This is a genomic window from Terrabacter sp. FW104-15G4B (assembly GCF_058790095.1).
This window is the reverse complement of the sequence record NZ_JBYTCI010000003.1, coordinates 178,201-203,824: the sequence shown is the minus strand read 5'-3', so window position 1 is coordinate 203,824 and position 25,624 is coordinate 178,201. Positions and strand designations below refer to the sequence as shown.

The following is a 25,624-nucleotide window of genomic DNA, read 5'->3' as shown; positions in this document are numbered from 1 at the left end:
CAATCTGGAGGAATTCTCGTGGCGAGCTCGAGGTCCGGCAAGGGACTGTCCATCGGCTACCGGATCGGCTACCGGCTGCGGCTGATCGGCCTGACCGTCTTCGGCCCCGCACAGCTGGGCGAGGGCAACGACCCCAAGGCGCGTCTCCAGCGCGAGCGCGCTGCGCGGGTGGCCCGCGCGGCAGAGGCCTCCCGCACCGACTGATCCCTGCATCGAGGTCCCGCCCTCTGGGTACGTCTCCACGGACACCGATCGAGGGAGTGACATGGGTGACCGTGGTGGGCTGTTCCTCATGCTGGGCGTCGTCGTCCTGCTCGGCCTGATTCTCGTCGTGATGGTCCCGCGGCGGCGCACCCGCGACGACGGGGAGCACGAGACCCTGAACCCGGACGTCGAGTCGGGTGGCGCGGGCGCAGCGCCCGTCCCGGACACCGACAAGCTCGTGGGCAACCCGCCGATGGACACCGTGGCCCCGTCGGGTGACGACAGCGCCGTTGCGGGGGCCGGGGCAGGCGGCTGGACGCCGGATGCGCGTGACCCCCTGGTTGCCCCGCCCAACGACGCGGGGAACTCGCCGGACCAGAGCTGATCTCAGCGGTTTCAGTGCCGCTGCGCGCCCCCCGGAGTACCGTCGAAGTGGCGGTACGGACCCGGGAGGTGCCATGGGCGATCGTGTGGGGCTCTTCGTCATGCTGACGGTGGTGGTTGTCCTCCTCATCGGTCTGGTGGTCGTCGGGCCACGACATGTCGGCCGCAAGGGCGACTCCGACGAGTCGCTCAACACGCACGTCGACGACACGGAGCGGGCGCGGCGTGACCATCCTGAGGGCGCGGAGCGGTCGCACCTGGTCGGCAACCCTCCCGTCGACACGATCACGCCCGACGGCTGGGGCGTGGCGAGGCCGGGCGAGGGCGCCGAGCCGGAGGAGCTGCCCGAGGACGTGCACCCCGAGCTGCACGTGCAGCGCGGCCGACACCGGCACGCGTAGCTGCGCCGTCCGAGTTCGGTCGTGCGCTCAGTCGCGGCCGAGACGCCAGAGGGTGGCGCTCGACCACGTGTCGCCGGCCCGCAGGAGCGCCGAGGGGAACCCGGCGTGGTTGGGTGCGTCCGGGAAGCCCTGGGTCTCCAGCGCGATCCCCGCGCGGGGGCCGTATGCCGTCCCCGACGTCCCGACGACCGTGCCGTCGAAGTGGGCACCCGAGTACACCTGCACCCCGGGCCGGTCGCTCTCGATCTCGAGGGTGCGGCCCGACGATCCCCGCAGGGTCGCGACGTGGCGCAACCCGGCGCCCGACACCGCGAAGTTGTGGTCGAACCCGCCTCCGTAGCGGAGCTGCTCGTCGTCCGCGGCCAGGGCCTCCTGGAGGCGTGTGGCCCGGCGCAGGTCGAAGGGCGTGCCGCCGACGTCGCGCAGCTCTCCGATCGGCAGTAGCTGCGCGTCGGTCGGGGTGAAGGCCTCGGCCGACACCCGGAGCTCGTGGGCGTCGATGGGGCCGCTGGCTTCCCCGTCGAGGTTCCAGTAGGTGTGGTTGGTGAGGCTCACGATCGTGTCGGCGTCGGTCGTGGCGCGGTAGTCGAGCCGCACGAGGCCCGGCTCGACCGTGTAGGTCACGCTGACCTGGAGCGCCCCCGGGAAGCCCTGGTCGCGGTCCGGGCTGAGCAGGCCCAGGCGCACGTGGCGGCCGCTGCGCTCCTCGACCGTCCACTCGCGGCGGTCGAAGCCGTCGAGACCGCCGTGCAGCGCGTTCGGCCCCTCGTTGGCCGCCACGACGTGCTCCACCCCGTCGATGGCGAAGTGGGCGCCGGTGAGCCGGTTGGCGAAGCGGCCGATGGTGGCCCCGAGGTAGCCGCCGCCCACGGCATACGTCATCGGGTCCAAGTGGCCGAGGACGACGTCGGTCTCCCCGCCGTCGTCGATGACGACGAGACGCCGCACGGCCGCGCCGGCGGTGACGATCTCGAGCAGCAGGCCGTCGGCGACGAGCTCGACCGACGTGGGGGTGGTGGGGGGCATGGGCGCTCCTGCGAGGTGGGTCGAGGTGGTGGTTGGGCGGCACGGCGAGGCGTCAGGTCGGCCTTACCCGACCTGACCGCTGTCGTGGCGACGGCAGGACCGCGGGACCGCAAGCCACCACCCGAGGGCAGACTGTGCCCATGGTGGAGACGAACTGGGCCGGCAACCACGCCTACCGGGCACGCATCGAGCGGGTCAGGTCGGTGGAGCACCTGCAGGAGGTCGTGGCGGCCGCTCCGCGGGTGCGCGCCCTCGGCTCGCGGCACAGCTTCACCGACCTCACCGACATCACGGACGTCGAGGACGGGGTGCTCGTCTCGCTCGTCGACCTGCCGACGAACGTGGAGGTCGACGCGGCCACTCGGACGGCCCGGCTCACAGGGCGGGCGACATACGGCGAGGTGGCCACCCGGCTGCAGGCGCAGGGATGGGCGCTCGGCAACCTCGCCTCCCTGCCCCACATCTCCGTCGCCGGGGCCGTGGCGACGGGCACGCACGGCTCGGGCGTCGAGAACGGCTCCCTCGCAACCGCCGTCGCCTCGCTCGAGCTCGTCGGACCGGACGGCGAGCTGCGCACCGTGGGTCGCGGCGACCCCGACTTCGAGGGCAGCGTCGTGGCCCTGGGCGCGCTGGGCGTCACCACCGCCGTGACGCTCGACGTCGAGCCGACCTACGACGTGCGCCAGGACGTCTACACCGGACTGCCGTGGGAGGCACTCGCGTCTGAGGTCGACACGATCACGAGCAGCGCCTACAGCGTCAGCCTCTTCACCCGCTGGGGCGACGCGGGCGTCGAGCAGGTGTGGCTCAAGAGCCGCACCGGCGAGGCGCCGGCCGAGCTGCACGGGGCGGTGGCCGCGACCACGACGCTGCACATGCTCGAGGATGGGGTGACCGACGCGGTGACCGAGCAGCGCGGCGTGCCGGGGCCCTGGCTCGACCGGCTGCCGCACTTCCGGATGGAGTTCACGCCCAGCCGGGGGGAGGAGCTGCAGAGCGAGTACCTCCTGCCGCGCGAGCAGCTGCTGACGGCCGTGGACCGGATGCGGGCGCTGCGTGACCGGCTGACGCCGGTGCTCCAGATCAGCGAGCTGCGCTCGGTCGCCGCCGACGACCACTGGCTGAGCAGTGCCTACGGCCGCGACGTCGTGGGGGTGCACTTCACGTGGCTGCGCGACGAGGAGCGGGTGTATGCCGTCCTCCCGGCCATCGAGGAGGCCCTCCTGCCGCTCGGTGCCCGTCCGCACTGGGGCAAGTGCTTCGTCGCGCGTGCCGACATGCTCGAGCCGCTCTACCCGCGGATGGGCGACTTCCGCGCCCTGCGCGACCGGGTGGACCCGCAGCGCGTGTTCGGCAACGCGTTCGTGGACCGCGTGCTCGGCTGACCGCGGACGCGGCCCGAAGACCTCAGTGGCGCTTGCGGCGGCCGGGTGAGGGAGTCCGGGAGGCGTCGATGTCGGCGGTGACCGCGCGCAGGGACGAGGCGATCGTGACGAGCAGGTCAGCCACGTCCGGCAGCTCCTCGGCGGGGAGGTCGTCGAAGGCGTGCGGCATCCAGTCCCGGACCGCCTCGATCCGGCGCAGGCCGGACTCAGGGATCTCCACGGTGCTGCGTCGCCTGTCGGTGGGGTCCGGAGCGCGCAGGACCAGCCCCCGCTGCTCGAGGCGGTCGAGCAGGGTCGTCGTGGAGCTGGTGGTCAAGCCGAGGGCGTCTGCGAGATCGGTCTGCCCCATGGGCCCGCGCGCGAGGAGATAGCTGACGGCACGGCTCTCGTTGACCGTCAGGTCGAGGTGCGAGGCGACGGCGATCCGGTAGCGCTCACCCGCCAGGATCAGCTCGCGCAGGGCAGCGGTCGCGTCGTCGCGGTCGTAGGTGCGGCGGGTCATGGCCGCCAATCTACTGACGACGCCGAGCACGAGATACCTCGATCACCTGATCGCTTGATAGTCAAATCAGATCGCCGTACCGTTGATATGTGTCGGGAGCCCGGCCACGGCCCAGTTGGTCGGCTGGGGGCTCCACCGGACTCGGGGTTGAGCAGCCAGCCTCGGGTCCGTGACTTCCCTCCTCGTGCTGCATGCCGGCAGGAGCTCATGTGGACATGGATGGCGCAGAGGCCGAGAGGCTCTTGACCCCTGCGGAGGTCGCCTCGATCTTCCGCGTAGACCCCAAGACCGTCAGCCGGTGGGCGAGGTCGGGCAAGCTCGACGCCCGTCGCACCCTCGGTGGGCACCGTCGCTACCCCGAGCGCGAGATCTGGGCCCTGCTCGACAGCCTGGAGGACTGAGGGCCGCTAGCCGCCCTGGCGCAGCGCCCCCGAGAAGGACGTCATCTCGCCGAGCGCCCCCACCAGGCACGCCTGGTATGCGTGGTAGACGTCCGGGCGCCCCTGCCACACGGTGGCCGACGGCGTGAGGTCGGGAGACAGCTCGTGGCGCCACGACCCGCGCTCGCCGTCGACGAAGTGGTCGTATGCATGACGCCACCACCGGTCGTGCCACGCGGCATACGTCGGGTCGCCCGTCGCGAGGTGCAGCGTGCGCGCGGCCGCGATGGCCTCGGTGACCACCCAGTGCAGCCGGTCCCGCACGACCGGAACGCCCTCGAAGTCGGTCGTGTAGACGAAGCCCTCGTGCCCGTCGGCGTCCCAGCCGTCGTGCACGGCCACGTCGAAGAGCGAGCGTGCGTCGTCGAGCAGCCAGGCGGGCGCCTCGGTGCCGAGGGCGTGGCGCAGGTGCAGCGACAGCCGGGACCACTCGAGAAGGTGCCCGGGCGTGACGCCGTAGGGCCTGAACTGGTCGGCGGGGTGGTCGAGGTTGTAGTCGGGCCGTGGCTCCCAGTCCGGGCCGAAGTGCTCGGGCAGCCGAAAGGCACCGGCGCGCGCGAAGCCGTGGACCATGCGCTCGGTGATGCGCAGCGCATGCCCCAGCCAGCGCGGGTCCCGCGTCACGTCCCAGGCGGCGAGCAGGGCCTCGACGGAGTGCATGTTGGCGTTGGCCCCGCGGTAGTCCTCGAGCGTCGACCACGTCCGGTCCCAGACGTCGACCGCGAGCCCGTCCGCCTCCCGCCAGAAGCGCTGCTCGAAGGTCTGGAGGGCGTCGTCGAGCACGGCATCGGCGCCGGGCCGGTGCGTCGCGGCCGCCGAGGAGGAGGCCAGGATGACGAAGGCGTGCTCGTACGCGCGCTTGTCGGCCACCCTCGGCGTCCCGTCGAGCTCGACGGAGGCGAACCAGCCGCCGTGCTCCGGGTCGTGGAGCAGTCCTCCCGGGGCGAACGTCGCGACGCCGTGGTCGACGAGCTCGGCGCAGGAGTCGTCGCCCTCGAGGACGCCGAGCGCCGCGACGTGCGTCATCCGCGCGGTTATCCACGCCTCGACGCCGTGCCGGTCGTCGAGGTGCCCGTCGTCGGTGAGCCAGCCGAAACCGCCGCCCGGCCGCCGGGCTCCGCGCGCCACGGTGCGCAGGAGCCGTCGTTGCTCGGTCAGCCGGGCGAGCTGCTCCGGTGGCAGCAGGAGGGTGTCGGACATGGGGACAGTCTGCCGAGTGCCCGGGGTGGCCGTGGGTGCTCGGGGTAACGAAGTGGGCTCAGAAGTCCCCGGCGCTGCGGCGCAGCCGGGTGAGCACGTCGACGAGGGACCGGACGTCGTGGTCCCCCAGGTCCGGGTGCTCGAAGACCTGCGCGTTGAGGACGCGGGTCGCGCGCTCGGCGAGCTCCCGGCCCTCCGGCGTGAGTGCCACGAGCATCGCGCGACGGTCCTCGGGATGCGTCGAGCGCGTCACGAGACCGGCGTCCTCGAGGCGGTCGACGGCGTTCGTCACGCTCGTGGGGTGCACCTGAAGCCGCGAGCCGATGACCTTCATCGGCAGCGACCCGCGCCGGCTGAACCACAGGAGCATGAGCACCTCGTAGCGCGCGAACGTCACCCCGAGCGGCTTCAGCGTCGCCTCGACCCGGGCGAGGACGATCTGGTGCGCCCGCATCAGGGAGGTGACGGCCGCCATCCCGTCGGCGGCGGCGCCCCACCCCTGCTCGGTCCACTGCTCGCGGGCCCGCGCGATGGGGTCGAATCCCAGACCCGAGCCGGCCGGTGCGCTCGCTCCCGCAGTCATGCGCTCATCGTAGGGCGGTGAAGCGTTGACGTCCATTATTTGGAAGTCCTACTATTTTCTCATGTCCGACGCAGCGCAGCACGAGTTTCACCAGCCGTCCCACCACGTGCGGCTCGTCACGGCGAGCAGCCTCTTCGACGGGCACGACGCGTCGATCAACATCATGCGTCGCATCATGCAGACGCAGGGCGCCGAGGTCATCCACCTCGGACACAACCGTTCGGTCCAGGAGGTCGTCGACGCGGCGATCGAGGAGGACGTCCAGGGCGTCGCCGTCAGCTCCTACCAGGGTGGGCACGTCGAGTACTTCGAGTACCTCGTGCAGCTGCTCAGGGAGAACGGCGCCGGCCACATCCGCGTCGTCGGTGGCGGCGGCGGGGTCATCGTCCCCGAGGAGATCGCTCGCCTGCGCGAGTCGGGCGTCACGATCTTCAGCCCCGAGGACGGTCAGCGCCTCGGCCTCGCCGGCATGATCAACACCGTCGTCGCCGACTGCGACTTCGACCCGTGGGAGGTCAGCGCCCCATCCCTCGACGCCCTCCTGGCCGGCGAGCGGGCCTCGGTGGCGCGCGCCATCACCGGCGCGCAGGAGGGCGAGCTCGACGATGCGATGCTCTCAGGCGTCCGCGAGGCTGCCGGCCGACGGCGGGTCCCCGTCCTCGGAATCACCGGCACCGGTGGGTCCGGCAAGTCGAGCCTGACCGACGAGCTGATCCGGCGCCTGCGCCTCGACCAGCAGGACAAGCTCCGCGTCGCCGTCCTCGCCGTCGACCCGACCCGCAGCCGTGGTGGCGGCGCCCTGCTGGGCGACCGCATCCGGATGAGCTCGCTCGACGGCGACCGCGTCTTCTTCCGCAGCCTCGCCACGCGCGGCGGCTCGCAGGTGCCGACCCACCTCGACGACGTCCTCGACATCGTGCGGGCGGCTGGCTTCGACCTCGTCATCCTCGAGACGCCGGGCATCGGCCAGGGCGACGCCGCCGTCGTCGACTACGCCGACGTCTCGCTCTACGTCATGACGCCCGAGTTCGGGGCCAGCAGCCAGCTCGAGAAGATCGACATGCTCGACCGTGCCGACGTCGTGGCGATCAACAAGTTCGAGCGCCGGGGCGCCGAGGACGCCCTGCGCGACGTCGGGCGTCAGATGGTGCGCAACCGCGAGGCGTTCGGCAAGCGCCCCGCCGACATGCCCGTCTACGGCACGTCCGCGGCCACCTTCAACGACGACGGCGTCACCGCGCTCTACCAGGAGCTGCGAAAGCTGCTGTCCGACAAGGGGATGCCTGTCGACGAGGGCGTCCTGCCGCGCGTCGACACCAAGCAGTCGACCCGCATCGCGACCATCGTGCCGGCTTCCCGAGTGCGCTACCTCGCCGAGATCAGCGACACCGTGCGTGGCTACCACGACAAGACGAAGGCGTATGCCGCCGCCGCCGGCCGGGTGCAGCGCCTCGAGTCCGTCCGTGCCGAGCTCGACGCAGCGGAAGCACCCACCGAGGGCGTCGACGCGCTCCTCGACAGCGCGCGCCACGACGTCCCGGCCGAGGTCACGGCGGCGCTCGACGGCTGGTCGTCCGTCGTCGAGTCCTATTCGGGCGACGAGCAGGTCGTCCGCATCCGCGACAAGGAGATCCGCACCGCCCTCACACGAGAGTCATTGTCGGGCAACAAGATTCCGCGCGTCTCGCTTCCCCGCTACCGCGACCAGGGCGACCTCGTCAGCTTCCTGCGACGCGAGAACCTTCCCGGCTACTTCCCCTTCACCGCCGGCGTCTTCCCGTTCAAGCGCGAGGGGGAGGACCCTGCCCGGATGTTCGCGGGGGAGGGCGACCCCTTCCGCACCAACCGTCGGTTCAAGCTGCTCTCCGAGGGCCAGCCAGCGACCCGGCTGTCGACGGCCTTCGACTCCGTCACGCTCTACGGCCGCGACCCCAACCCGCGCCCCGACGTCTACGGCAAGGTGGGCACCTCCGGCGTCTCGGTCGCGACGCTCGAGGACATGAAGGCGCTCTACGACGGCTTCGACCTCGTCTCGCCGACGACGTCCGTCTCGATGACGATCAACGGTCCCGCGCCGACGATCCTCGCCTTCTTCCTCAACACCGCCATCGACCAGCAGGTCGACGCCTTCACGGCGCGGGAGGGCCGGGAGCCCAGCGACGAGGAGCGCGCCGAGCTGACGGCATACGCCCTCGCGAACGTCCGCGGCACGGTGCAGGCCGACATCCTCAAGGAGGACCAGGGCCAGAACACCTGCATCTTCAGCACCGAGTTCTCGCTGAAGATGATGGCGGACATCCAGGAGTGGTTCATCGAGCACTCGATCCGCAACTTCTACTCGGTGTCGATCTCGGGCTACCACATCGCCGAGGCCGGGGCCAACCCGATCAGCCAGCTCGCGTTCACGCTCGCGAACGGCTTCACCTATGTCGAGAGCTATCTCGCGCGGGGCATGAGGGTCGATGACTTCGCGCCCAACCTGTCCTTCTTCTTCAGCAACGGCATGGACCCCGAGTACTCCGTCCTGGGCCGCGTCGCCCGCCGGATCTGGGCCGTCGCGATGAAGGAGAAGTACGGCGCGGGGGAGCGAAGCCAGAAGCTGAAGTACCACGTGCAGACGTCGGGTCGGTCGCTGCACGCCCAGGAGATGGACTTCAACGACATCCGCACCACGCTACAGGCGCTCATCGCGATCTACGACAACGCGAACTCCTTGCACACCAACGCTTTCGACGAGGCCGTCACGACCCCGTCTGAGGAGTCGGTGCGGCGCGCGCTCGCGATCCAGCTGATCATCAACCGCGAGTGGGGCCTCGCGATGAACGAGAACCCGCTCCAGGGCTCCTTCGTCATCGACGAGCTGACCGACCTCGTCGAGGCCGCGGTGCTCAAGGAGTTCGACCGCATCACCGAGCGCGGTGGCGTCCTCGGGGCCATGGAGACCGGCTACCAGCGCGGCCGCATCCAGGACGAGTCGATGCTCTACGAGCACCGCAAGCACGACGGCTCGCTTCCCATCGTCGGCGTCAACACCTTCCGCAACCCGCACGAGGGGGAGGTCCCTCGCAAGGTCGTCCTCGCGCGCGGCACCGAGGAGGAGAAGCAGGGCCAGCTGGCCCGGGTGCGCGCGTTCCGCAAGGAGCACGAGGTCGAGGCGAAGGCGGCGCTCGAGCAGCTCAAGGCCGTCGCCATCGAGGGGGGCAACGTCTTCGACGTCCTCATGCGCGCGGCGCGGGTGTGCTCGCTCCAGCAGGTCACCGAGGCCTTCTTCGAGGTCGGCGGCCAGTACCGCCGCAACGTCTGACCCTTCCACCGTCGAGAGGCCACACTCCGTGGGTGTTGCACCGTCGAGAGGCCACAATCTGTGGGTGAACTCCAGCCGTCGAGAGGCGAACGCATGTCGCCGGTGACGCTGGCCGACGACCTTGCGTATGCCGTCACCTTCCCCGACGTGCCCCGCCGGGTCGTGTCCCTGGTCCCTTCGATCACCGAGGCCCTCGCTGCGACGTGCCCAGAGCGGCTCGTCGGCGCCACCGACTGGTGCACCCACCCGGGCGACCTTGCGGTGCAACGCGTTCGGGGCACCAAGAACCCTGACCTCAAGGCGATCCAGGCCCTGGCACCGGACCTCGTCGTGGCCAACAAGGAGGAGAACCGCGAGCTCGACGTGCGCCGGCTGCGCGAGGCCGGAGTGCCCGTGTGGGTGACCGACATCGAGACCGTGCCGGCTGCGCTCGACTCCCTGGAGCGGCTGCTGGGTACCGTGCTCGGCTGCCGCACGCCGGACTGGCTCGCGGGGGCGCGCGACGAGTGGGAGGGGCCCGTGCCCGAGCCGAGCCTCGACGTGGCCGTCGCGATCTGGCGCGACCCGTGGATGGCCGTCGGGCGCGACACCTTCACCGGCGACCTCGTGGCCCGGCTCGGCTGGCGCAACATCTTGGCCGAGGCCGAGGGCCGCTACCCGCACGTCGAGCTCGCCGACCTCGACCGTGCGGGCGTCGTGGTCCTGCTGCCCGACGAGCCCTACGTCTTCACGCCGGCGGACGGTCCCGAGGCGTTCGGGCACGCCCGTACGGCGCTCGTGAGTGGGCGGTTGCTCACCTGGTACGGCCCGTCGCTCGTCGGTGCGCGCGCCGCCCTGACGGACGCCGTTTCGCGCTGACCCCGCCATCCGAAGCGCTGAAATACATCCCGGTTCGTGGCCTTTCGACGGTTTCGGGCCACCCCGATTTGCGGCCTTTCGACGGTTCGGCACCCCGATTTGTGCCTTTCGACGGTTCGGCACCCCGGTTTGTGGCCTTTCGCCGGTTGCTGCACCGTCGAAAGGCACAAACCGGGGCCGTGCCGTCAGTCGGCCACGACGAGGAGGCCGGCGAGCATGAGCTTGCGGGCCAGCTCCAGGCCCACCATGTCGGCCCGAAGGGTCCCGTCGTCCACGAGTGCGACGAAGGTGCCGACATCCCGGCGCTCGACTGGGAAGTCGGCGAGCCGGCTGCGAAGGGTCGCCGACCCGTCGGCTGCCGGCATGAGACGGGCAGCGACGTGCGGCCGCAGCCGCAGCCCGGTGGCCGGCGTCAGCGAGCCGGCGGCGGCGACCTGGGCAAGGGGGCCGATGGGCGCGGCACGCTGCGCCGGACGGGCGCGGGACTCGAGCGCGTCCACCACGGTCTCGGGATCGATGGCTTCGAGGGCTCGCATCAAGGTGGCGCGCACGAGCTCGATGTCGGGGGCGAGGGAGTCGCGGTCGAAGCCGGAGGGAGACACCGACAGGGACGCTCGTACCCGCGCGTCGCGGCTCGCCTCGGCCAGCGCGATGGAGACCATTTCGTCGGCGACGTGGCGGCGCGTCCACATGTGCACCCCGAGGGTCAGGTGGGTGCTCACGCCGCCGAGAGCGGTGGCGGAGTGGAGCCACCCGCGGGGCAGGTAGAGCACGTCGCCGGGGCGCAGCGTGAACTCGCGCTGGGGCGCTCGTCGAGCCGCCTGCTCGACCTCGGCGCGGCGGTCGGTCCACGGCTGGTCGCGCAGCGGGGAATCGTGGACCGGCGGCCGGACGCGCCACCGCTTCTCGCCGGCCATCTGCAGGACGAAGACGTCATGGACGTCGTAGTGGTCGCTGAAGCCGGTGTTCTGGCTGGGGGTGACGTAGGCGTTCGCCTGGACGGGATGGCCCAGCTCCTCCGCGAGCTGCTGGGTGAAGTCGATGAGCGGGCCCCAGGTTCGGTGCAGACCCTGCAGCACGAGGGTGGCGCCCGCCGCGAAGTGCTGGAGGAGCTTGTCGTCGCTCAGCTGGTCGGGGACCGACGCGCCGACGCCCCCGCCCTGGGTGAACTCACGGTCGCCGAGCGTGCGGCCGTTGTGGGCGACGCGCAGGAAGGGCGTGCGCAGACCTCGTCGTGAGACGAGCTCGTCGACCGAGCTCTCGTCGAAGAGGTCGAGCAGTCCGCCGGGCAGCTCGGCTGCGCGGCTCACGACCGGCGTGCGGGCCCAGTGCTCCCGGGCGAAGTCGTGGGGTGCGAAGGGGACGAGCTGCTGGAGCGCCGAGTGCCCACGTTGTCGCGTGGGCACCCGGCTCGTCGTGCCAGCGGTCATCAGATCGAGTTGGTCGGGTCCGCTCCGGCCCCGCCGTCGGCACCGCCGTCGTGGCTGCTCGTGTCGGCTCCGCCGTCGGCCGGGCCCTCGTCGCCGGAGCCCGTGTCGGCCCCACCGTCCGCGCCGCCGTCGTGGCTGCTGGTGTCGGCTCCGCCGTCTGCGGGACCCTCGGTCAGCGGGTCGTCGCTGGTGGACTCGCCCACCGGGTCGATCGGGGTGTCGCTCATCGCATCTCCTCACAGGGGTGGCGCGGCGCCGGACGACGCCGTCACGGGGGACCTACCCGGTCGAGCCACCACTGGCACGGCAGCACGGCACGTGTTGTGATCGGTACATGGGGATCAGGAAGGGCGACACCGTCCACTGGAACACCTCGCAGGGCCGGACCACCGGCAAGGCCGTCGAGAAGCGAGTCTCGGAGTTCACCTTCGAGGGGCAGAAGTTCAACGCGTCGAAGGACGAGCCGTACTGGATCGTCGAGTCGAGCAAGACGGGCGCCAGGGCAGCCCACAAGGAGTCGACGCTCGACGCTGACTGACCCTGCCGACTGGCTGGCCAGAAGGGCGGACCTCAGGTGAGGTGGTCGAAGTCGCCGCGCGTCCACGCCGCGTGGCGGTCCGCCGAGCGCCGCAGCACCGCCTTCGCCTCCGTGGGCACCACGGCGCCGAAGTTGTTGTAGAGCCGGTCGAAGTGCAGGCCCTCGAGCTGTCCGGCGATGCGCTGGACGACATTGCCGGACAGGGGTATTCGGTTGGGGTAGCTGCGCATGAAGCTCACCGAGCGTCGGTCGGGGTTGGGGAAGACGGCGTCGCCCGCGAGCAGCACCCCGCGTCCCTCCGCTCCGCCGGTCCACTCGACGACGGCCTGCCCGCGGAAGTGCCCGCCGACGCGGTGCAGGGTGAGACCCGGGGCGACCTCGCGCCGCTCGTCGTACAGCTCGACGAGCGGGTCGCGCCGTCGCACCCACTCCGCGTCCTGGGACGCCACGAGGACGGGCACCTCGCCGAGGGCCCGGGCCCACTCGGTCTGCACGCCGTACATGTGCGGGTGGCTGGCGGCGACCGCCAGGGTCGGTCCCAGCGACCGCACGTGCTCGAGCGCCGCGTCCTCGATATAGCCGACGCAGTCGAAGAGCAGGACGCCCTCGGGCATCCGCACGACCATGGTCTGCTGGCCGATGCCGACCTCCGGCTCCGCCCTCAGACCCCAGAGGTCAGGCTCCACCTCCTTCACGGTGATGCGCGTCCCCGAGGAGCGCAGCTGCTCGAGCGTCGTCCAGCACTGCCCCTGCTCGGGTACCCACTGGCGTTCGTCCTCGCAGACCGCGCACGTCGCGGGCGGCACCTCGAGGTCGTCGGTCTCCACGGCGCACGTCGCACAGATCCAGATCACCGCTACAGCGTGCCCGTCCGCGCCGGGGTGCACCACCCGTTTGCGGCAGGATGCAGGGGTGATCCTGCACCTGCGCGCCGCTGTCGAGCAGCTGTATGCCGCCCCGCCCGCCCGCTTCACCCCGCTGCGTTCCGAGCTGGTGCTCCAGGCCAAGGCGGCGAAGGACCAGGACCTCGCCCGCTCCATCGGCGCACTGCGCAAGCCGACGCTGGCGGCGTGGGCCGTGAACCACTTCGTCCGCGAGCACGCCGACGAGCTCGCGGACCTCCGCTCCTTCGCCGAGCTGCTCCGTGAAGCGCAGCGCAGCCTCGACGCCGACCAGCTGCGGCTGCTCGGTCGCGAGCGGGCCAAGCGGGTCGACGCCCTGGCCGACCGCATCGCCGAGGTCGCCGAGCAGGACGGCCAGAAGCTCGGGCCCGGGGCGGCGCAGGAGGTTCGGGAGACGCTGACGGCCCTCATCGCCGACGAGGCCGCCGAGGCGTCGGTCCTCACCGGTTCGCTCGTCAAGGCGCTCAGCTATTCCGGCTTCGGGTCGGTCGACGTCGACGACGTCGTGGCGTTCGGCGACACCGCGGGCGGCCCCGGAGAAGCGCCCGCCCGCCCGGCGCTGTCCGTGCTGCCGGGGGGAGGGGACTCGCCCGTCGACCTCGAGGAGCGGCGCCGGAGCCGGCGCGCGGCCGAACGCACGAGGCTGCAGTCAGCGCTCGAGCGGGCACGTACCGAGCTGCGGTCGGCGGACCGCCAGGTGGCCGTGCTGACGGCGCGCCACGAGGAGGTCACCGAGGGTATCGCCGACCTCGAGCGGCGTCTCGCCACCGCCCGGGCGCGGCTCGAAAGGGTCTGGGCCGAGCTCGACGAGGCAAACGGCATACGCGATCGGCTGGAGCAGGAGGAGGCCGCAGCGCGGGAGGCGCTCGACGACCACGACGCGAGTGAGTGACCGGTCAAGGCGCAGGGCGCCGGGCAGGTGGTCGATTTCGTATCCACGACGGGGACCGTGTAGTCTCACCGTCGCACAACAGGTCGACCTGAAGGCGTTCTCGCAGCTCCTTCGCCGGGTCGGCCGTGCCCCAATAGCTCAGTCGGCAGAGCGTTTCCATGGTAAGGAAAAGGTCTAGGGTTCGATTCCCTATTGGGGCTCTGGTCGGTCGGATCCCGGCTCACCGCCGCAGTTGCGGCGGTGCCGGGGACGACAGCCCATGGCGGGGTAGCTCAGCTGGTTAGAGCGCACGACTCATAATCGTGAGGTCGCGGGATCGAGTCCCGCTCCCGCTACCACTTCCGTGTGCACCCGGATCGATTTCTCGAATCATCGGGGTGTCGCGTAACCTTGACCGTCGCGCCTGCGTGTCACCCCGGGAGCCTCCGGGACGCGTGACGCGCCGCGCGACATCCGTCGCAAGACGACCGATACAACATCAGTTCCCGAAAGAGCAGGTTGCCGTGGCCAGCAAGAGCACCGACGTCCGTCCCAAGATCACGATGGCGTGCGTGGAATGCAAGGACCGCAACTACATCACCAAGAAGAACCGTCGCAACAACCCCGACCGTCTCGCGATGAACAAGTTCTGCCCGAAGTGCGGCAAGCACACGGAGCACCGCGAGACCCGCTGAGCCCTGACGCACGACGACCGCTCCCTCGGCCCACCGGCCGGGGGAGCGTTGTCGTTTCCCGGGTCGATAGGCTGCCCGGTATGCCGGTGAACGCAGACTTCCAGGGCCGGGTCTACCCGCCCACCGAGACCTACCGGGTCAGTGCCGCCAAGATCCGCGAGTTCGCCGAGGCGGTCGGGTCCTCCGACCCCGTGCACCTCGACGCCGACGCGGCCAGGGCCCGTGGTTACGCCGACGTCATCGCACCCCCGACGTTCGCCGTGCTCATCGCCCAGCAGTGCGACGCGCAGCTGGTCCGCGACCCCGAGGCCGGCATCGACTTCTCGCGCGTCGTGCACGGCGAGCAGCGCTTCACCCACCACCGGCCGCTGACGGCCGGGGACGCGGTCGTCGGCACCCTCCACGTCGACACGGTGCGTCAGGCTGGTGGCCACGCCATGGTCACCACCCGCACCGAGCTCGCGACCGGGGCGGGCGAGGCCCTCTGCACCGCCGTGTCGACCATCGTCATCCGAGGAGGCGAGTGATGACCAGCCAGCCGAGCACCCAGCCCAGCACCCAGCCCAGCAGCCAGCCCAGCAGCCAGTCGGGCAGCCCGCTGCCTGCGGTCCGGGCACTGGCCGACGTCTCCGTCGGTGACGTCCTCGAGCCGGTGACCATCCACATCGACCGTGCCCGCCTCGTGCAGTACGCCGGGGCGTCCCTGGACCGCAACCGGATCCACTGGGACGAGCGGTTCGCCAAGGAGGTCGGCCTGCCCGACGTCATCGCGCACGGCATGTTCACGATGGGCTCGGCGGCGACCGTGGTCGCCGACTGGGTGGGCGACGCGGGCCGCATCGTCGAGTTCGGCACGCGGTTCACCAAACCCGTCGTGGTGCCCTACGACGGCGGCGCCGACATCGAGGTGTCCGGCGTCGTGAAGTCCCTCGACCCCGAGACGAGGCGCATCACCGTCGAGCTCACCGTGACCGCCGGCGGCGAGAAGGTCCTGGGCCGGGCCCTGGCCGTCGCCGTGCTCGACTGAGGCGACGGACGAACGCGTGCGCGAGCAACACGACGTCCCCCTCTCCGAGCTGACCACGATGCGGGTCGGTGGGCCCGCCGCGCGGGTCGTCACCGCCGAGACCACCGACGAGCTCGTCGACGCGATCCGAGAGGTCGACGACGCCGACGAGGCGCTGCTCGTGGTGTCGGGCGGCTCCAACGTGCTCGTGTCCGATGCCGGGTTCCCCGGCACCGTGGTGCGGGTGGCGACCTCGGGCATCACGCCGGAGTCGGCCGACCTCTGCGGTGGCGCTGTCGTGCGGGTCGCAGCAGGCGAGAACTGGGACGACCTCGTGGCCCGGGCCGTCGGGGAGGGCTGGGCCGGCGTCGAGGCGCTGAGCGGCATACCCGGCCTGACGGGTGCCACGCCCATCCAGAACGTCGGCGCCTACGGCCAGGACGTCTCGCAGACGATCGCGCAGGTGCGCACCTGGGACCGCCAGGAGCAGGCGGTGCGCACGTTCATGAACGCCGACTGCGCGTTCACCTACCGCCACTCGCGCTTCAAGGGGCACTCGCGCTACGTCGTGCTGGACGTGCTCTTCCAGTTCGAGGTCGCCGACCTCAGCCGCCCGGTGGCGTATGCCGCCCTGGCGAAGGGGCTGGGCGTCGAGCTGGGCACGCGCGTCCCCCTCGCGGACGCCCGCGAGGCCGTCCTGCAGCAGCGTCGGGCCCGCGGCATGGTGCTCGACGACTCCGACCCCGACACGTGGTCCTGCGGGTCCTTCTTCACCAACCCGGTCCTCAGCCGCCACGAGTTCGACGACCTCGTCGAGCGCGTCGGGGAGCGGCTCGGGTGGGAGGGGCCGACGCCGCCGCGATTTGCGGACGGCGACGGGCGGGTCAAGACGAGCGCGGCCTGGCTCATCGAGCACTCGGGCTTCGGCAAGGGGTTCGGACTGCCGGCCCCCGCGGCACTGTCGACCAAGCACACCCTGGCCGTCACCAACCGCGGCGGCGCGTCGACGTCCGACGTGCTCGCCCTCGCTCGTCAGGTGCGTGACGGCGTCCGCGATGCCTTCGGGGTCACGCTCGTCAACGAGCCGGTCCTCGTCGGCGAGCGGCTCTGACGGCTCCCCGCGAGACGCGGCCCCACCCTCGAGCCGCCCGCAGGATGGGGCTACTTGGCCAGGACCACCGAGAACGCCTTGGCCGGGAAGTTCTTGCCGGTCGTGCTGACCTGGTAGGGCGGCCGGTTGAAGACCAGACGCAACGAGCTCGTCGTGCCCCGGTCGACCTTGAAGAAGACCCAGCCGCTCGTCGTCTGTGAACGTTGGGCCGGCTTCAGCGGCGCCGCCCCCCAGCGCTGGGAGAACTCGGACGTGGGCGTGATGGTCTGACGCGGCGTCGAGGCCACCAGCGAGAACATCGACGGGGTGACGTTGGCGGAGTAGCGCGAGCCTGCCTGCACCCTCACGCGGACGCCGACGATCTCGAACTGCTCCGCTCCGACGGGCTGCCCGCTCGGCCACCTCAGGTGACGCACGAGACGGGTCGCCGTGATGGTGTGCCCGAGGTCGGGGTCCTGGATGGTCGCCTTGATGGTGGTGTACTGCGCGCGGTCCTTGGCCGGGCCGTCGGTGCTCGTCGGCGCGGCCGTCGTGGTGGGGGCCGCTGTGGCCGTCGAGGCGGTGCTCGAGGGGCTCGGGACGGCCGCACTCGTGCCGGCCGGCGCGGTCGGGTCAGCGGTCACGGCCGCCTCGCCGCTGCAGGCGGCGTGGGCGACGACGGGGGCGACGAGGCCGACGACGGCGAGGCGTCGCAGACGGGCGACAGGGGCGGTCGATGGGCGTGCGGTAGGGGCGGCAGAAGTCTTCATCTCCCGACCAGCATGACCGGCGGCACCGACCCTGAGCAAACCCGGTGCGCTGGTGCAGCCGCCCGGACCCTGCGGGATGCCGCCCGTTTCGCCCGGCTACGGACCGGTCCGGCGTGTGGGCGGAGTCACGCGGCTGCCGCGAGCCAGACGTCCACGTCGGCGAGCGCGGCCTTGCGCAGCCGCGACGGCATCCGGCTGCCCTCGAGCGAGTCGCGGGCGAGCCGGGCCAGGTCGGCGTCGTCCAGGCCGAGGTCGCGGGCTGCGGCGTACTGCGCGGCCAGCCGCGAGCCGAAGAGCAGCGGGTCGTCGGCGCCGAGGGCGACGGCGACCCCGGCGTCGAGCAGGCGCAGCAGCGGCACGTCCAGGGCGTCGGCGTAGACGCCGAGGGCGACATTGCTGCCGGGGCACACCTCGAGGGTCACCCCGGCCTCGGCGACCGCGTCGAGCACCTGGGGATCCTCGACGCAGCGGACGCCGTGCCCGATGCGGTCGGGGCCGAGGTGCTCGAGCGTCTCCATGACCGACTGCGCCCCGAGCAGCTCACCGCCGTGCGGCACGAGGGCTAGGCCGGCCCTCCGGGCGATGGCGAAGGCCGGCGCGAAGTCGGCGACCTGACCGCGACGCTCGTCGTTGGACAGGCCGAAGCCGACGACGTCACCGGCTTCCTCGCCCGCGTGGTGCGCTGCGAGCCGCGCCAGCGTGCGCGCCTCCAGCGGATGCCGCATACGGCTGGCTGCGACGACGACACCGACTCCGATCTCGCCGCCTGCCGAGACCTTCCGGGCCTCGTCGAGCACGATCTCGAGCGCCGGCGTGATCCCGCCGACGAAGGGCGCGTAGGACGTCGGATCGACCTGGAGCTCGAGCCAGCGGGAGCCCTCGGCGACGTCGTCCTCGGCAGCCTCGCGCACGATGCGGCGCATGTCGTCCTCGCCGCGCACGCAGGAGCGTGCGGCGTCGTAGAGCCTCTGGAAGCGGAACCACCCACGCTCGTCGGTGGCCCGGGCGAGGCGCGGCGGCCAGCCGTCGGCGAGGGCGTCGGGCAGCCGGATGCCGTGCGACCGGGCGAGGTCACGCACGGTGTCGATGCGCATGGACCCGGTGAAGTGCAGGTGCAGGTGCGCCTTCGGCAGGTCGTGCACCTCGCGCGTCATGCGGGCCAGTGTGTCACCCGTGGCCCATCCGTTGCCGGTGCGCCGGTCCTAGACCTCGTCGGGCTCGTCGGCGATCTCGTCGACGACGTGCACCGCTGCCTCCTCGGCGGACGCGGCGGCTCCGTCGATGCCGACGTCGGTGGCCCACACCTGCTTCTCGACATCCTCGTGCGCACCCTGGTCATCGGCCACGAGTCGGCCCGCGCGCTGGTCGCCGACCTCGTTGTCGCCCAGCCAGTCGTCCTCTGCAGCGATGGCGTCGGGGTCGTCCCCGCCGACGGGCTCCTCGTCGAGCCCGCTCTCGTTCTCCGGCCGGCCGTATGCCGTGTTGGGGTCCGGCTCCTCCTGCAGGATGCGCTGGTCGATCGTCTCGTCCAGCGACTCCTCGTAGGGGGTCGTGCCGAAGGCGTCGGTGCCCCGCTCCTTCTCGGGCGGGGAGTACCCACGGTCCAGCGGGTCGTCGACGTCGGCGTCCTCCAGCCCTTCGACGTTCGAAGGCTGGTCCTCGTCGTCGACGCTGTAGGTGGTGAAGTCCGTGTCGATGTTCTCGTTGGGACCTGTGTCGCTCATCGCGAGGCTCCTTCGGTGGCGGTGTTCGTGGCGTTCGCTGCGGACGACGTGGTGCCGTCGCCCCCTGCCCCTACCCCCGCGCCGCGGTCCTTCGTCAGCTTCTCGGCCGCGGCGAGGGCCACACAGGTGGCGACACCGGCCATGGCCGTGCGCACCTCCTCGAGCACCGGGAAGGTCGGCGCGAGGCGGATGTTGCGGTCGCGCGGATCCTTTCCCAGCGGGAAGGAGGCCCCGGCCGGGGTCAGGGCGATGCCCGCCTCCTTCGCGAGCGCGACGACCCGCGACGCCGTGCCGTCGAGCACGTCGAGGTTGACGAAGTAGCCGCCCGTGGGGTGGCTCCACGACGCGATGCCGAGCCCCTCGAGCCCCTCCGTCAGGGCCTCGGCGACCGCGGCGAACTTCGGCGCGATGATCGCGCGATGCTTGCGCATGTGCGCCCGCACGCCGTCGGCGTCGTGGAAGAACTCGACGTGGCGCAGGTGGTTGACCTTGTCCGGGCCGATCGAGCCCATGGCCAGGTGGCTGAGGTACCACTTCACGTTGGCCTCGCTCGCGGCGAGCACGGCCACGCCGGCGCCGGCGAAGGTGATCTTCGAGGTCGACGCATACATGATCGGCCGGTTCGGGTGGCCGGACGCGGCCGCGAGGCTGAGGATGTCGGCGCTCTTGGCCTCGTCCTCGGTGAGGTGGTGGAAGGCGTACGCGTTGTCCCAGAAGATCGTGAAGTCGGGGGCTGCGGCGGGCATGGCCGCGAGGCGCGCAGCGATCTGCTGCGACACGACCGCGCCGGACGGGTTGGCGTACGTCGGCACGATCCAGATGCCCTTGACGGTCGCGTCGTCGCGGACGAGGGCCTCGACGGCGGCGATGTCGGGGCCGTCGGCGTGCATCTCGACCGTGACCATCTCGATGCCGAACGAGGCCAGCATCGAGAAGTGGCGGTCGTAGCCGGGCACCGGGCAGATGAAGCGGACCTTCTCCTCGCTGCTCCAGGGACGCGGGGAGTCGACCCCGCCGAAGAGGAGGAAGTCGACGATGGTGCTGTACATCATCGTCAGGCTGGAGTTGCCGCCAGCGACGACCTGCGACGGCTCGACCCAGAGCAGCTCGGCGAAGATCTCGCGCAGCTCGGCGAGGCCTTCCAGGCCGCCGTAGTTGCGGACGTCGACGCCCGCGCGGTCCTTCGTCGTGCGGGGCAGGTGCAGCAGGTCGTTCGACAGGTCCAGCTGCGCCGCCGACGGCTTGCCGCGCGTGAGGTCCAGCTTGAGGTGACGCGACTGGAGGTCCGCGTAGGCTTGCTCCTGCTTCCCGAGGAAGTCGGCCAGGTCGTCGTCGGACAGGGACGCGAGGGGGGTGCGCGAGTTCGTCACCCCACGATCCTGCCACTGCCCGGCCCGCCCGGACCTGCGCAGTCCGTATGCCGGGTGGCTGGGGTGTGGTGCCCGGCGGGCCGCGCCACCGGTTCGCGTTGGGGCGCATCCGTCGCGTATGATCGACCCTCGGACGGCATCGCTGGCCATGCTGACGCATGCCGTCCCGCCGAAGACTCCCAACGTCTCCGGTGAAGGGCAATAGCTCAATTGGTAGAGCACTGGTCTCCAAAACCAGCGGTTGGGGGTTCGAGTCCCTCTTGCCCTGCGCATCCCGGTGATGTGGTCGTCGTGCAAGGCGGCACGCGACTTCTGCCCAGACGTGGATCCACGGCTTCGGGCTCCTGTCGCGGGCCGACACCCAGGCAGAAAGAAGGAATCGTGACGGAGACGAGCGCCAAGCGCGGGTCCGGCCGTGCCGACAAGGCTCCCGGCGGCAACCCCGTGTCGCGTCTCTTCGGGGCGATCAGCCTCTTCGTGCGCCAGATCCTCGACGAGCTGCGCAAGGTCGTGCGCCCCACGGGCCCCGAGCTCGTGCGCTACACGACCGTCGTGGTCGTGTTCGTCGTGATCATGATGGCGCTCGTGTCAGGCCTCGACTTCGTGATGACGCGGCTGATCTCCTGGGCCTTCACCGGCTCGTTCAGCTGAGGCGCAGCCTGCCCCGCGTCCCCGGATGACACCACCAGCCGCCACCGGCTGGTCCACGAGCAAGGAAGTAGGTCAGAGCGTGTCCGAGCAGTTCGCCCACGAGGGCGCCCCGAACGGCCAGAGCACCGCGAGCGACGTCGTCGACCCCGCGGTCGAGACCGACGACCTCTCGGCCGCCGACGTCGAGTCGGGAGCTGAGGACACCGCCACCGACGCCGACGAGACCGACGTCGAGCAGGGCGAAACGGACATGACCGACGCCGAGGAGACCGACGCCGAGGAGGCCGACGCCGAGGAGACGGACGAGTCCGAGCCGGCCGTCCAGGGCAGCGGCGACCCCGTCGCCGACTTCAAGGCCGACCTGCGCTCACGCTTCGGTGACTGGTACGTCATCCACTCCTACGCCGGCTACGAGAACCGCGTGAAGGCCAACCTCGAGACGCGCATCCAGACCCTCAACATGGAGGACTTCATCTTCGAGATCGAGGTCCCCATGGAGGAGGTCACCGAGATCAAGAACGGCCAGAAGAAGCAGGTCCGTCGCGTCCGGATGCCCGGATACGTCCTCGTGCGCATGGACCTCACCGACGAGAGCTGGGGCGCCGTGCGCCACACGCCCGGAGTCACGGGCTTCGTCGGCAACGCCCACCAGCCCGTGCCGCTCTCGATCGACGAGGTCTTCACGATGCTCGCCCCGAACTTCGAGGCCGCCGCAGGCGCCGACGGCTCGGGCGCCGCGTCGAAGGCCGGCGCCGCCAAGGACGTCCGCGTCGTCGACTTCCAGATCGGCGAGTCCGTGACCGTCATGGAGGGGCCCTTCGAGACCCTTCCCGCCACGATCTCCGAGATCAACGCCGACACGCAGAAGCTCAAGGTGCTCGTCTCGATCTTCGGCCGGGAGACCCCGGTCGAGCTCTCCTTCGCCCAGGTCGCCAAGATCTGAGCGAGGTCGTACGACCTCGTGCGGCAGATCGCACGAGGACATGCAACCGGGTCATCGCCCACTGGCGTCGGCCCACAACGAAGAAGGTAGGCATCCATGCCCCCCAAGAAGAAGGTCTCCGGCTTCATCAAGCTGCAGATCCAGGCCGGTGCGGCCACGCCCGCGCCGCCCGTCGGCCCGGCCCTCGGCCAGCACGGCGTCAACATCATGGAGTTCGTCAAGGCGTACAACGCCGCGACGGAGTCCCAGCGCGGCAACGTCATCCCGGTCGAGATCACGGTCTACGAGGACCGCTCGTTCACCTTCGTGACGAAGACCCCGCCGGCCGCCGAGCTGATCAAGAAGGCTGCCGGCGTCGCCAAGGGTTCCGGCGAGCCGCACAAGACCAAGGTCGCCAAGCTCTCCCGCGACCAGGTCCTCGACATCGCCCGCCAGAAGATGGAAGACCTCAACGCCAACGACGAGGAGATGGCGGCGCGCATCATCGCCGGCACCGCCCGCTCGATGGGCATCGACACCGAGCTCTGAGAGCTCACCCCCGGCCGAACGGCATACGGACCGTATGCCGTCGGCCACGTGGGAGGGCCAGCGCTGGCCCGCACCACGACTCCACCACCACGCAAGGAGCAGTTCCATGAAGCGCAGCAAGAACTACCGCGCAGCCGCCGAGCTCATCACGCCCGGCAAGGTCTACGCCCCGCTCGAGGCCGTCCGCACCGCCAAGCAGACCGCCAAGGCCAAGTACGACGAGACCGTCGAGGTGGCCATGCGCCTCGGCGTCGACCCCCGCAAGGCCGACCAGGCCGTCCGCGGCACGGTCAACCTGCCGCACGGCACGGGCAAGACCGCCCGCGTCCTCGTCTTCGCCAACGGCGACAAGGCCGAGGCCGCCCGTGAGGCCGGCGCCGACCACGTCGGCTCCGATGACCTGCTCGAGAAGGTGCAGGGTGGCTGGCTCGACTTCGACGCCGTCGTCGCCACCCCCGACCTCATGGGCAAGGTCGGTCGTCTCGGCAAGGTCCTCGGCCCGCGTGGTCTCATGCCCAACCCGAAGACCGGCACCGTGACGATGGATGTCGCCAAGGCCGTCGCCGACATCAAGGGCGGCAAGATCGAGTTCCGCGTCGACAAGCACGCGAACCTCCACTTCATCATCGGCAAGGCGTCCTTCGACGAGACCAAGCTCGTCGAGAACTACGCCGCCGCCCTCGAGGAGATCCTGCGCCTGAAGCCGTCCAGCTCCAAGGGCCGCTACATCGAGAAGGCCACCGTCTCCACGACGATGGGCCCGGGCATCCCGCTCGACTTCTCCAAGACGCGCAACCTGCTCGAGGACGACCAGGCCTGACCGCCTGACCCAGCAGTCCGAGAGCCCGTCACCCTCGGGGTGGCGGGCTCTCGTCGTCCCTGCCGATCTCGGCGCGACCTGAGGCGTATGCGTGGGTACGTTCGACGCATGAGCCGCAGCGCACGCACCACGACACGATCCCGATGGGTCCTCGGCGCTCTCGTCGTCGGACTCCCGCTCTCCCTGGCGCCCGCGAGCGCCGAGGCACACACCACCGTCGCCCCGCCGCTCCAGCGCGACCGTGGCTGGCACGGGCAGCCGACGCAGCTGCCGAAGGTCCCCGTCATGACCGGATCGGGCGGGGCGGTCAGCTCCGTCGACCGGGACGCCTCGCAGGTCGGCATCGACGTCCTCGCCCGCGGCGGCAACGCGGCGGACGCCGCAGTCGCCACCGCGGCGGCGCTCGGTGTCACCGAGCCCTACAGCACCGGTATCGGTGGTGGCGGCTTCCTCGTCTACTACGACGCCCGGAGCAAGAAGGTCTCGACCATCGACGGCCGCGAGACCGCACCGTCGACCTTCACCAAGAACACCTTCCGCGAACCCGACGGTTCACCGATGGACTTCAAGACCGTGGTGAACTCCGGCCTGTCCGTCGGTGTCCCCGGTACTCCGGCCCTGTGGGCCAAGGCGCTGCGTGACTACGGCACCCTCTCGCTCAACGCAGCGCTCAAGCCGGCTGAGCGCCTCGCCGAGAAGGGCTTCGTCGTCGACAAGACGTTCGCCGACCAGACCGCCGCCAACGCGGCCCGCTTCTCGGTGTTCCCGGAGACGGCGAAGGTCTTCCTGCGCGGCGGCAATCCACCGGCCGTCGGCTCCACCTTCACCAACCCCGACATGGCCCGTGCCTACCGGACGCTGCGCACCCAGGGCGTCGCGGCGCTGTATGCCGGCCGGTTGGGACAGGCGATCGTCGCCGAGTCCCGAGCGCCGCACACGAAGCCCGGGTCCTCGGTCGTGGGCGGCCAGCTGACGACGGCCGACCTGCGGGCCTACCGGGCGCTGACGAAGGCCCCGATCCACTCGGAGTACAAGGGCTACGACGTCTACGGCATGCCGGTCCCCAGCTCCGGCGGCATCGCCGTGGCCGAGATCCTCAACCTCATCAAGGCCTACGAGGACCGCACCGGTGTCGCGACCTCGAAGCTGTCTGAGGTCGACTACCTGCACCGCTTCTCGGAGGCGTCGGCAACGGCCTTCGCCGACCGCAACCGCTGGGTCGGTGACGTGCCCGGCGTGCCGGTGAAGGAGCTCACGAGCCCGGCCTTCGCCGCCGACCGAGCCTGCCTCTTCAACCCGGCCAAGGCGCAACCCCGGCCGATCCCGTTCGGGGAGCCGGACGGCTCCTACACCAAGTGCGCGCCGGGTACCGTCGCCCAGAAGCAGCCCTACGAGGGCCAGTCGACCTCGCACCTCACGGTCACCGACCGCTGGGGCAACGTCGCGTCCTACACGCTGACCATCGAGCAGACCGGCGGGTCGGGCATCACGGTCCCGGGCTACGGCTTCCTGCTCAACAACGAGCTCACCGACTTCAACTTCGTGCCGCTCATGGCCAAGGTGCCGGACCCGAACCTTCCCGGCCCGGGCAAGCGGCCCCGCTCGTCGATGAGCCCGACCATCCTGCTCGACGACGGCAAGCCGTTCCTGGCGGTCGGCTCTCCGGGGGGCGCCACGATCATCACCTCGGTGTCGCAGACGATCCTCGGCTACCTCGACCGCAACCTCTCGCTCGTCGACGCCATCGCGGCGCCGCGTCTCAGCTCCCGCAACGGTGAGAGCGAGGGTGCCGAGCCCGCGCTGCTCGCGAGCCCGGCGGCAGCGGGCCTGAAGGCCCTGGGCCACACCCTGGCAGACGCGGGAGAGATCGGCGCCGTGACGGCGATCCGTAGCCGCGGCACCGACAGGTTCGAGGCGGCAGCGGAGCCGACGCGCCGCGGCGGCGGCTCGGCCATGGTGGTCCACCCCCGCTGACGGCCGCGTCTCGACAGGCTGCCGC

General features: G+C 71.1%; 29 protein-coding genes and 3 tRNA genes. 21 read left to right on the top strand and 11 right to left on the bottom strand.

Features of this window, described 5'->3' with window-relative positions; translation table 11 throughout:
• The first annotated feature begins 18 nt into the window (after nt 1-18).
• The 3 genes from AC3WRT_RS04435 (at nt 19) to AC3WRT_RS04425 (ending at nt 989) form a co-directional block, all read left to right on the top strand.
• Nucleotides 19-204: a hypothetical protein gene (locus AC3WRT_RS04435; protein ID WP_492719556.1), complete on the top strand. Its 186-nt coding sequence runs from the start codon at nt 19-21 to the stop codon at nt 202-204.
• Between the two features lie 61 nt (nt 205-265).
• The gene (locus tag AC3WRT_RS04430; protein ID WP_492719554.1) at nt 266-589 is read left to right on the top strand and encodes a hypothetical protein; all 324 of its coding nucleotides are present in this window, start codon (nt 266-268) and stop codon (nt 587-589) included.
• Nucleotides 590-662: 73 nt separating this feature from the next.
• A complete protein-coding gene (locus AC3WRT_RS04425) occupies nt 663-989 on the top strand; it encodes a hypothetical protein (RefSeq protein WP_492719552.1) in 327 nt (108 codons plus the stop codon).
• A 27-nt stretch (nt 990-1,016) separates the two neighbouring features.
• Here the strand turns inward: AC3WRT_RS04425 and AC3WRT_RS04420 are convergent, their stop codons facing one another.
• Complete coding sequence (locus tag AC3WRT_RS04420; protein ID WP_492719550.1) at nt 1,017-2,015, bottom strand: aldose epimerase family protein; 999 nt, start codon at nt 2,013-2,015, stop codon at nt 1,017-1,019.
• Nucleotides 2,016-2,155: 140 nt separating this feature from the next.
• Here AC3WRT_RS04420 and AC3WRT_RS04415 point away from each other — a divergent pair, with 140 nt between their 5' ends.
• The gene (locus tag AC3WRT_RS04415; protein WP_492719548.1) at nt 2,156-3,400 is read left to right on the top strand and encodes a D-arabinono-1,4-lactone oxidase; all 1,245 of its coding nucleotides are present in this window, start codon (nt 2,156-2,158) and stop codon (nt 3,398-3,400) included.
• Between the two features lie 22 nt (nt 3,401-3,422).
• On the opposite strand, the gene AC3WRT_RS04410 is transcribed toward AC3WRT_RS04415, so the two are convergent.
• Nucleotides 3,423-3,902 carry a MarR family winged helix-turn-helix transcriptional regulator gene (locus tag AC3WRT_RS04410; protein ID WP_492719546.1) on the bottom strand — a complete coding sequence of 160 codons (480 nt, stop codon included), beginning with the start codon at nt 3,900-3,902 and terminating at the stop codon, nt 3,423-3,425.
• A 215-nt stretch (nt 3,903-4,117) separates the two neighbouring features.
• On the opposite strand from AC3WRT_RS04410, the gene AC3WRT_RS04405 reads away from it, so the two are divergent.
• A complete protein-coding gene (locus AC3WRT_RS04405) occupies nt 4,118-4,303 on the top strand; it encodes a BldC family transcriptional regulator (protein ID WP_492719544.1) in 186 nt (61 codons plus the stop codon).
• A 6-nt stretch (nt 4,304-4,309) separates the two neighbouring features.
• On the opposite strand, the gene AC3WRT_RS04400 is transcribed toward AC3WRT_RS04405, so the two are convergent.
• Both AC3WRT_RS04400 and AC3WRT_RS04395 read right to left on the bottom strand, forming a co-directional pair.
• Complete coding sequence (locus AC3WRT_RS04400; protein WP_492719542.1) at nt 4,310-5,542, bottom strand: AGE family epimerase/isomerase; 1,233 nt, start codon at nt 5,540-5,542, stop codon at nt 4,310-4,312.
• Between the two features lie 58 nt (nt 5,543-5,600).
• Complete coding sequence (locus AC3WRT_RS04395) at nt 5,601-6,125, bottom strand: MarR family winged helix-turn-helix transcriptional regulator (RefSeq protein ID WP_492719540.1); 525 nt, start codon at nt 6,123-6,125, stop codon at nt 5,601-5,603.
• A 61-nt stretch (nt 6,126-6,186) separates the two neighbouring features.
• On the opposite strand from AC3WRT_RS04395, the gene icmF reads away from it, so the two are divergent.
• Both icmF and AC3WRT_RS04385 read left to right on the top strand, forming a co-directional pair.
• Nucleotides 6,187-9,429: a fused isobutyryl-CoA mutase/GTPase IcmF gene (gene icmF, locus AC3WRT_RS04390; protein WP_492719538.1), complete on the top strand. Its 3,243-nt coding sequence runs from the start codon at nt 6,187-6,189 to the stop codon at nt 9,427-9,429.
• A gap of 93 nt (nt 9,430-9,522) precedes the next feature.
• On the top strand, nt 9,523-10,287 hold the full coding sequence (locus tag AC3WRT_RS04385; protein ID WP_492719536.1) for a helical backbone metal receptor: 765 nt from the start codon (nt 9,523-9,525) through the stop codon (nt 10,285-10,287).
• Nucleotides 10,288-10,472: 185 nt separating this feature from the next.
• Here the strand turns inward: AC3WRT_RS04385 and AC3WRT_RS04380 are convergent, their stop codons facing one another.
• Together AC3WRT_RS04380 and AC3WRT_RS04375 are read right to left on the bottom strand one after the other, a co-directional pair.
• A complete protein-coding gene (locus AC3WRT_RS04380; RefSeq protein WP_492719534.1) occupies nt 10,473-11,717 on the bottom strand; it encodes a cupin domain-containing protein in 1,245 nt (414 codons plus the stop codon).
• Entirely contained in the window at nt 11,717-11,944 is a 228-nt protein-coding gene (locus AC3WRT_RS04375; protein ID WP_492719531.1) for a BatC protein, read from the bottom strand. The genes AC3WRT_RS04380 and AC3WRT_RS04375 overlap by 1 nt, the downstream gene beginning before the upstream one ends.
• Nucleotides 11,945-12,051: 107 nt before the next feature.
• Between AC3WRT_RS04375 and AC3WRT_RS04370 the strand changes: the two genes are divergently transcribed.
• Nucleotides 12,052-12,255: a hypervirulence associated TUDOR domain-containing protein gene (locus tag AC3WRT_RS04370; protein WP_492719528.1), complete on the top strand. Its 204-nt coding sequence runs from the start codon at nt 12,052-12,054 to the stop codon at nt 12,253-12,255.
• Nucleotides 12,256-12,287: 32 nt separating this feature from the next.
• Here the strand turns inward: AC3WRT_RS04370 and AC3WRT_RS04365 are convergent, their stop codons facing one another.
• Nucleotides 12,288-13,109 (bottom strand): MBL fold metallo-hydrolase, encoded by an 822-nt coding sequence (locus AC3WRT_RS04365; protein ID WP_492719526.1) that lies wholly within the window; start codon nt 13,107-13,109, stop codon nt 12,288-12,290.
• A 58-nt stretch (nt 13,110-13,167) separates the two neighbouring features.
• Between AC3WRT_RS04365 and AC3WRT_RS04360 the strand changes: the two genes are divergently transcribed.
• The 7 genes from AC3WRT_RS04360 (at nt 13,168) to AC3WRT_RS04330 (ending at nt 16,840) form a co-directional block, all read left to right on the top strand.
• Entirely contained in the window at nt 13,168-14,049 is an 882-nt protein-coding gene (locus AC3WRT_RS04360) for a hypothetical protein (RefSeq protein ID WP_492719523.1), read from the top strand.
• Between the two features lie 127 nt (nt 14,050-14,176).
• Nucleotides 14,177-14,249: transfer RNA gene (locus AC3WRT_RS04355), tRNA-Thr, on the top strand.
• Nucleotides 14,250-14,310: 61 nt separating this feature from the next.
• A tRNA-Met gene (locus tag AC3WRT_RS04350) sits at nt 14,311-14,387 on the top strand.
• A 165-nt stretch (nt 14,388-14,552) separates the two neighbouring features.
• Nucleotides 14,553-14,723 carry a 50S ribosomal protein L33 gene (gene rpmG / locus AC3WRT_RS04345; protein ID WP_492719521.1) on the top strand — a complete coding sequence of 57 codons (171 nt, stop codon included), beginning with the start codon at nt 14,553-14,555 and terminating at the stop codon, nt 14,721-14,723.
• Between the two features lie 80 nt (nt 14,724-14,803).
• Nucleotides 14,804-15,250, top strand: a complete 447-nt coding sequence (locus tag AC3WRT_RS04340) for an FAS1-like dehydratase domain-containing protein (protein ID WP_492719519.1) — start codon at nt 14,804-14,806, stop codon at nt 15,248-15,250.
• The gene (locus tag AC3WRT_RS04335; protein WP_492719517.1) at nt 15,250-15,750 is read left to right on the top strand and encodes a MaoC/PaaZ C-terminal domain-containing protein; all 501 of its coding nucleotides are present in this window, start codon (nt 15,250-15,252) and stop codon (nt 15,748-15,750) included. Before AC3WRT_RS04340 ends, AC3WRT_RS04335 begins: the two co-directional genes overlap by 1 nt.
• 16 nt (nt 15,751-15,766) lie before the next feature.
• The gene (locus AC3WRT_RS04330; protein WP_492719515.1) at nt 15,767-16,840 is read left to right on the top strand and encodes a UDP-N-acetylmuramate dehydrogenase; all 1,074 of its coding nucleotides are present in this window, start codon (nt 15,767-15,769) and stop codon (nt 16,838-16,840) included.
• 50 nt (nt 16,841-16,890) lie between these two features.
• Here the strand turns inward: AC3WRT_RS04330 and AC3WRT_RS04325 are convergent, their stop codons facing one another.
• From AC3WRT_RS04325 to AC3WRT_RS04310, 4 genes are all read right to left on the bottom strand, one after another.
• Nucleotides 16,891-17,589, bottom strand: a complete 699-nt coding sequence (locus AC3WRT_RS04325; RefSeq protein WP_492719513.1) for a hypothetical protein — start codon at nt 17,587-17,589, stop codon at nt 16,891-16,893.
• A gap of 125 nt (nt 17,590-17,714) precedes the next feature.
• Nucleotides 17,715-18,743, bottom strand: coding sequence for an adenosine deaminase (locus tag AC3WRT_RS04320; RefSeq protein WP_492719510.1), 1,029 nt, complete (start codon nt 18,741-18,743; stop codon nt 17,715-17,717).
• 48 nt (nt 18,744-18,791) lie between these two features.
• Entirely contained in the window at nt 18,792-19,313 is a 522-nt protein-coding gene (locus AC3WRT_RS04315) for a DUF5709 domain-containing protein (RefSeq protein ID WP_492719508.1), read from the bottom strand.
• A complete protein-coding gene (locus AC3WRT_RS04310; protein WP_492719505.1) occupies nt 19,310-20,683 on the bottom strand; it encodes an aspartate aminotransferase type Ic in 1,374 nt (457 codons plus the stop codon). The genes AC3WRT_RS04315 and AC3WRT_RS04310 overlap by 4 nt, the downstream gene beginning before the upstream one ends.
• 195 nt (nt 20,684-20,878) lie before the next feature.
• Here AC3WRT_RS04310 and AC3WRT_RS04305 point away from each other — a divergent pair.
• The 6 genes from AC3WRT_RS04305 to ggt all read left to right on the top strand — a co-directional run bounded on the left by AC3WRT_RS04305 (nt 20,879) and on the right by ggt (nt 25,599).
• Nucleotides 20,879-20,951, top strand: a tRNA-Trp gene (locus tag AC3WRT_RS04305).
• 113 nt (nt 20,952-21,064) lie between these two features.
• The gene (gene secE, locus AC3WRT_RS04300; protein ID WP_492719502.1) at nt 21,065-21,334 is read left to right on the top strand and encodes a preprotein translocase subunit SecE; all 270 of its coding nucleotides are present in this window, start codon (nt 21,065-21,067) and stop codon (nt 21,332-21,334) included.
• 79 nt (nt 21,335-21,413) lie between these two features.
• Nucleotides 21,414-22,277: a transcription termination/antitermination protein NusG gene (gene nusG / locus AC3WRT_RS04295; RefSeq protein WP_492719500.1), complete on the top strand. Its 864-nt coding sequence runs from the start codon at nt 21,414-21,416 to the stop codon at nt 22,275-22,277.
• 96 nt (nt 22,278-22,373) lie between these two features.
• The gene (gene rplK, locus AC3WRT_RS04290; protein WP_492719497.1) at nt 22,374-22,805 is read left to right on the top strand and encodes a 50S ribosomal protein L11; all 432 of its coding nucleotides are present in this window, start codon (nt 22,374-22,376) and stop codon (nt 22,803-22,805) included.
• 106 nt (nt 22,806-22,911) lie between these two features.
• Entirely contained in the window at nt 22,912-23,625 is a 714-nt protein-coding gene (rplA, locus tag AC3WRT_RS04285; protein ID WP_492719492.1) for a 50S ribosomal protein L1, read from the top strand.
• Between the two features lie 108 nt (nt 23,626-23,733).
• Entirely contained in the window at nt 23,734-25,599 is a 1,866-nt protein-coding gene (gene ggt, locus AC3WRT_RS04280; RefSeq protein ID WP_492719489.1) for a gamma-glutamyltransferase, read from the top strand.
• Nucleotides 25,600-25,624: the final 25 nt, after the last annotated feature.

Coding starts and splice junctions, on each gene's coding strand:
- AC3WRT_RS04430 (WP_492719554.1), top strand. CDS start 266: ATGGGTGACCGTGGTGGGCTGTTCCTCATGCTGGGCGTCGTCGTCCTG.
- AC3WRT_RS04425 (WP_492719552.1), top strand. CDS start 663: ATGGGCGATCGTGTGGGGCTCTTCGTCATGCTGACGGTGGTGGTTGTC.
- AC3WRT_RS04420 (WP_492719550.1), bottom strand. CDS start 2,015: ATGCCCCCCACCACCCCCACGTCGGTCGAGCTCGTCGCCGACGGCCTG.
- AC3WRT_RS04415 (WP_492719548.1), top strand. CDS start 2,156: ATGGTGGAGACGAACTGGGCCGGCAACCACGCCTACCGGGCACGCATC.
- AC3WRT_RS04410 (WP_492719546.1), bottom strand. CDS start 3,902: ATGACCCGCCGCACCTACGACCGCGACGACGCGACCGCTGCCCTGCGC.
- AC3WRT_RS04405 (WP_492719544.1), top strand. CDS start 4,118: ATGGATGGCGCAGAGGCCGAGAGGCTCTTGACCCCTGCGGAGGTCGCC.
- AC3WRT_RS04400 (WP_492719542.1), bottom strand. CDS start 5,542: ATGTCCGACACCCTCCTGCTGCCACCGGAGCAGCTCGCCCGGCTGACC.
- AC3WRT_RS04395 (WP_492719540.1), bottom strand. CDS start 6,125: ATGACTGCGGGAGCGAGCGCACCGGCCGGCTCGGGTCTGGGATTCGAC.
- icmF (WP_492719538.1), top strand. CDS start 6,187: ATGTCCGACGCAGCGCAGCACGAGTTTCACCAGCCGTCCCACCACGTG.
- AC3WRT_RS04385 (WP_492719536.1), top strand. CDS start 9,523: ATGTCGCCGGTGACGCTGGCCGACGACCTTGCGTATGCCGTCACCTTC.
- AC3WRT_RS04380 (WP_492719534.1), bottom strand. CDS start 11,717: ATGACCGCTGGCACGACGAGCCGGGTGCCCACGCGACAACGTGGGCAC.
- AC3WRT_RS04375 (WP_492719531.1), bottom strand. CDS start 11,944: ATGAGCGACACCCCGATCGACCCGGTGGGCGAGTCCACCAGCGACGAC.
- AC3WRT_RS04370 (WP_492719528.1), top strand. CDS start 12,052: ATGGGGATCAGGAAGGGCGACACCGTCCACTGGAACACCTCGCAGGGC.
- AC3WRT_RS04340 (WP_492719519.1), top strand. CDS start 14,804: ATGCCGGTGAACGCAGACTTCCAGGGCCGGGTCTACCCGCCCACCGAG.
- AC3WRT_RS04335 (WP_492719517.1), top strand. CDS start 15,250: ATGACCAGCCAGCCGAGCACCCAGCCCAGCACCCAGCCCAGCAGCCAG.
- AC3WRT_RS04325 (WP_492719513.1), bottom strand. CDS start 17,589: ATGAAGACTTCTGCCGCCCCTACCGCACGCCCATCGACCGCCCCTGTC.
- AC3WRT_RS04320 (WP_492719510.1), bottom strand. CDS start 18,743: ATGACGCGCGAGGTGCACGACCTGCCGAAGGCGCACCTGCACCTGCAC.
- AC3WRT_RS04315 (WP_492719508.1), bottom strand. CDS start 19,313: ATGAGCGACACAGGTCCCAACGAGAACATCGACACGGACTTCACCACC.
- rplK (WP_492719497.1), top strand. CDS start 22,374: ATGCCCCCCAAGAAGAAGGTCTCCGGCTTCATCAAGCTGCAGATCCAG.
- rplA (WP_492719492.1), top strand. CDS start 22,912: ATGAAGCGCAGCAAGAACTACCGCGCAGCCGCCGAGCTCATCACGCCC.
- ggt (WP_492719489.1), top strand. CDS start 23,734: ATGAGCCGCAGCGCACGCACCACGACACGATCCCGATGGGTCCTCGGC.